This window comes from Microbacterium sp. Bi128 (assembly GCF_918698205.1).
This window is the reverse complement of the sequence record NZ_CAKKMM010000431.1, coordinates 1-3,734: the sequence shown is the minus strand read 5'-3', so window position 1 is coordinate 3,734 and position 3,734 is coordinate 1. Positions and strand designations below refer to the sequence as shown.

General features: G+C 68.9%; 4 protein-coding genes and 1 riboswitch. Of the genes, 2 read left to right on the top strand and 2 right to left on the bottom strand.

What is annotated here, in order from left to right; genetic code table 11:
- Positions 1 to 122: 122 nt before the first annotated feature.
- Positions 123 to 1,616 (bottom strand): RNB domain-containing ribonuclease, encoded by a 1,494-nt coding sequence (locus tag LQV45_RS20450; protein WP_230008587.1) that lies wholly within the window; start codon positions 1,614 to 1,616, stop codon positions 123 to 125.
- 38 nt (positions 1,617 to 1,654) lie between these two features.
- Here LQV45_RS20450 and LQV45_RS20445 point away from each other — a divergent pair, with 38 nt between their 5' ends.
- Positions 1,655 to 2,329: a ferritin-like fold-containing protein gene (locus LQV45_RS20445; protein WP_230008586.1), complete on the top strand. Its 675-nt coding sequence runs from the start codon at positions 1,655 to 1,657 to the stop codon at positions 2,327 to 2,329.
- A gap of 37 nt (positions 2,330 to 2,366) precedes the next feature.
- Here the strand turns inward: LQV45_RS20445 and thiE are convergent, their stop codons facing one another.
- On the bottom strand, positions 2,367 to 3,065 hold the full coding sequence (thiE, locus tag LQV45_RS20440; protein WP_230008585.1) for a thiamine phosphate synthase: 699 nt from the start codon (positions 3,063 to 3,065) through the stop codon (positions 2,367 to 2,369).
- A 26-nt stretch (positions 3,066 to 3,091) separates the two neighbouring features.
- Positions 3,092 to 3,212: riboswitch (TPP riboswitch) on the top strand.
- Here thiE and LQV45_RS20435 point away from each other — a divergent pair.
- A partial coding sequence (locus LQV45_RS20435) for an FAD-dependent oxidoreductase (protein ID WP_230008584.1) occupies positions 3,206 to 3,734 on the top strand: 529 nt, incomplete at its 3' end. (Overlaps the previous riboswitch by 7 nt.)

Here is a 3,734-nt window from a genome sequence, read left to right as displayed (position 1 = left end):
GACTGGGCGGGTGATTGCGCCTCGGGAAGTGACCGGGAGGGCGGCCGGGAGCGCTGGCTGGCGACGGCGTGGGGACGGCGTGAGGACGGCCAGCGGGCCGTCAACGGACCGATAGCCGGCCGTCAGCCCACGAGCTCCAACTGGATTTCCCGCGTGACGATGTCCGAGGACACCACCCGGACCCGGACTTTGGTGCCCGGTTCCAGCTCGCCGGGGCAGCGTGCGGTCACGGCGGGCTCGGCGATCTGGACGATCCCGGACGGGCCGTTTCCGTTGCCGTTGGTCTTCCCGCCGTTGCCGTTGCTGGTGCCGTTGGTGCCCTTGGCCGGCTTGGGACCGGAGATGACGACAGCGTCGAATTCCTGGCCGACGTGGTTGACGAGCAGGGCCGCCTCAACGGTGTCCAGCGCCAGCCGCTCCAGTTTTGCCGCCAACTGGTCCGAGGTAGCCATGATCGCCGGGAGGGAGGGCAGCGCGGCCCTGGCCCAGGCAGGAACTTCGGTGCCGTTGCTCAGGGCCTCACAGATTACCAGCACGAAGCGGTCGACCAGCCGCCGCAGCGGTGCCGTGGAATGGGCGTACGCGGCGCCGATGGCGGACTGGACGGCGGCGTTGGGCACTGTGCCGTCGAAGGGTGTGTATCCGGCACCGCGGAAGAGCATCCCGGCCGAATGCACAATGGCCAGCTGCCGGGGGTCCGTCGGGTCAAGGGTCCGCAGGTACTCGCCGTAGCGCGTTTCCCCGTCCCAGGGCTTGCCGAGGGCGTGGGTCTGCCGGTGGAAGTGGCGCAGTGATGCCTCGTCCGGGGCGGGCATGGTGCGCAGGATGCCGACTTTGCCCTGGAGCATGAGCGCCGCGGCGGCCATCCCGGTCATGAGTGAAATCTGGGCGTTCCAGTCCTCCACCGGCAGCGGCGGGGCCGCTACGATCCGGTAGCCGCCGTCGGGCAGTTGCTGGATCTCCTGTTCCGGCATGTTCAGGCTCGCGCCGCCGCGGAGTCGTTCCAGTTCCACCCGTTTGAGGCCTACTTCTTTCAGCAGCTGCAGCACGGGCGCCGCGGTGCCGGCGTCGAGCTCGGCCTGGACGCCTTTGTAGTTGAGCTTCGCGCGGCTGCGGACCTGTGCCCGGCGCACGAGGACCGAGGCGACCTCTGCCGCGGCGTCGAGCTCGAACTCCCAGACGAACGCCGCGCACAGCTGCCCGGCGAGCAGGCTGCCGGCGGCCTCGCTGATAATCTCCGGATGCAGCGGAATCCGGCCGTCCGGGGTGTAGAAGGTCTGGCCGCGGCGCCGGGTCTCGGCGTCCAGCGCCCCGCCCGGGGCGACAAAGGAGGGGACGTCGGCGATGGCGTAGAAGACCTTGTAGCCGCCGTTGCTCCGTTCGATAAACAGGGCCTGGTCCAGGTCGGTGGACGATGCCGGATCGATAGTCACGAACTCGACGTGCGTGAGGTCAAGGTCCGGGAGCTTGTGCTCGGCCACCGCCGCCTCCGCGTCGCGCAGCACATCCTCGGGGAACGGGCCGGGCAGTTCCAGCGTGGTGCGCAACGCCTTGAGTGCCCCGGCAAGCTGGTTCTGCTGCTCGTGGACACTGGGGGTCAGGCGATGATGTGACACGAAAATCAGGGTAGCCCGATTTCCGCTATTAGTCTTGGATGATGAGCGCAACTGCGGACGATCCTGCCCTCTACAACAGCTTCCTTGCCGACCTGCTGGGAGTCTTGGCGTACGGCGAGCTTTCCGCCTTCGAGCGGCTGTCCTCGAGTGCCCGGTATTCGCCCACGCTGCATGACCGTGCGTTGCTGGGCAGGATGGCGGTGGTCGAGTTCCAGCATTACGAACTCGTCCGAATCCGGCTCGAACACATGGGCCTGGATACGGAGGCCGCCATGCTGCCGTTCCAGCCCTCGGTGGACCACTTCCACGAACGCACGCGCCCGTCGGACTGGTACGAGGCCCTCATGAAGGCCTACGTGATCGACACGGTCGCCGCGGACTTTTACGGCGTCGTGGGCCGGTACGTCGACGCCGCGACCCGTGAGTTGATCGGGCAGGTCCGCTCCACCGGTGAGTCCACGGCCGTGCTGCAGGCGCGCATCAAGGCGGCCCTGGCCGATGACCCGCGGCTGGCGTCGCGCCTGGCGTTGTGGGCCAGGCGTCTGCTGGGGGAAGTACTGAACCACGCCCAGCGTGTCAGCGCCGAGCACGCGTTCCTCGGCGGACTGTCAGGGCTGGACGACGCCGGCGCCCGGGCGCTGGTCAACGGCCTGGCAGCCGAACTCGCAGCGAATCACGCGCGCCGGATGACGGAGCTGGGTCTCGCCGGATAGATTCAGTGCCGGCCGGCATTACTGGCTGGGGACCTGCTTAGGATGCGGCGGCGTCCAGCGCCGCCAGCAAGGCTCCGGCGGCGTGGGCCGGATCAGTGGCGTCGGTGATCGCCCGGACCACGACGATCCGCCGGGCACCGGCATCGATTACCTGCTCCACGTTACTGAGGTCGATCCCGCCGATCGCGAACCACGGCAGCACGCTTTCGTCGACCTTGCCGGTTCCCTCCGCGTCCGCCCCGCCGATCGCCTGGGCGGCGTAGCGCACCAGATCGAGGCCGACGGCGGCGCGTCCGGGCTTGGTGGGCGTCGCCCACACGGGGCCCACACAGAAATAATCGAGCCCTTTGCGGCCTGGCGCGGCAGCGATGGCGGCGTCCACCTGCTTCGGGCTGTGGGTGGACAGGCCGATCACGGCATCCTTGCCGAGAAAGCCGCGGGCGGCGTCGAGCGAAATGTCCTTCTGGCCGACATGGAACACCGGAGCCCCGGACAGGGAGGCGATGTCCGCCCGGTCATTGACGGCCCACAGCCGCCCGTGGCGCTGCGCTGCGGTGTGCAGGACCTCCAGCAGTTCCAGCTCCTCGGAGGCCTCGAGCGACTTGTCGCGCAACTGGATGATGTCCACGCCGCCGGCGAAGGCGGCGTCCACGAAGTCCTCGAAGTCGCCGCGGTCCCTGCGGGCGTCGGTGCAGAGATAGAGGCGGGCGGTGGTGTGGAGAGGGTCCTGGCTCATGGGACCAGCCTAGTTCCTCTAAACTGGGCGCATACCGCGGGAGCCCGCAGCAGCCATGTCGCCGCTGCCCGGCTGAGAGGGCATCAGAGCCGACCGCTTGACCTGATCCGGCTAGTACCGGCGTAGGGAAGGAATTTTTCATGGGCACACGAGCAGGCCGTGCAGCCGGAGCCGCAAATGACGCCGCCGCCCAGGTTTGTGACACAGGGACCGGTACCGCAGAGGGAATCATCGCGGGGGATACGACTGCCGACGTGGCCGTGATCGGCGGCGGGGTGATCGGCCATGGCATCGCGTTCGAGGCCATCCGCTCGGGCCGATCCGTGGTCCTGATCGATGATGCTCCCGGCAGCGGAGCCAGCTGGGCCGCGGCCGGCATGCTGGCCCCCGTGAGTGAACTGCACTACCAGGAGGAACAGCTCCTGGAACTGATGCTCGAGGCCTCCCGGTTGTGGCCAGGATTCGCTGCGGCTCTCGACGCCGGTGCCGCCGGCGCGGATCCGCCGGCGGGTACCGGCTACTTAACGACGCCGACCTTGGCGGTGGGGGCCGACGCGGCGGACCGGCGCGCGCTCGCGGACTTGAGGGAAGTCCAGCAGACATGCGGCCTGGCCGTGGAGCCACTGACAGTGCGCGAGGCGCGCACCCGGGAGCCCCTGCTGAGTCCCG

Coding starts and splice junctions, on each gene's coding strand:
- LQV45_RS20445 (WP_230008586.1), top strand. CDS start 1,655: ATGATGAGCGCAACTGCGGACGATCCTGCCCTCTACAACAGCTTCCTT.
- thiE (WP_230008585.1), bottom strand. CDS start 3,065: ATGAGCCAGGACCCTCTCCACACCACCGCCCGCCTCTATCTCTGCACC.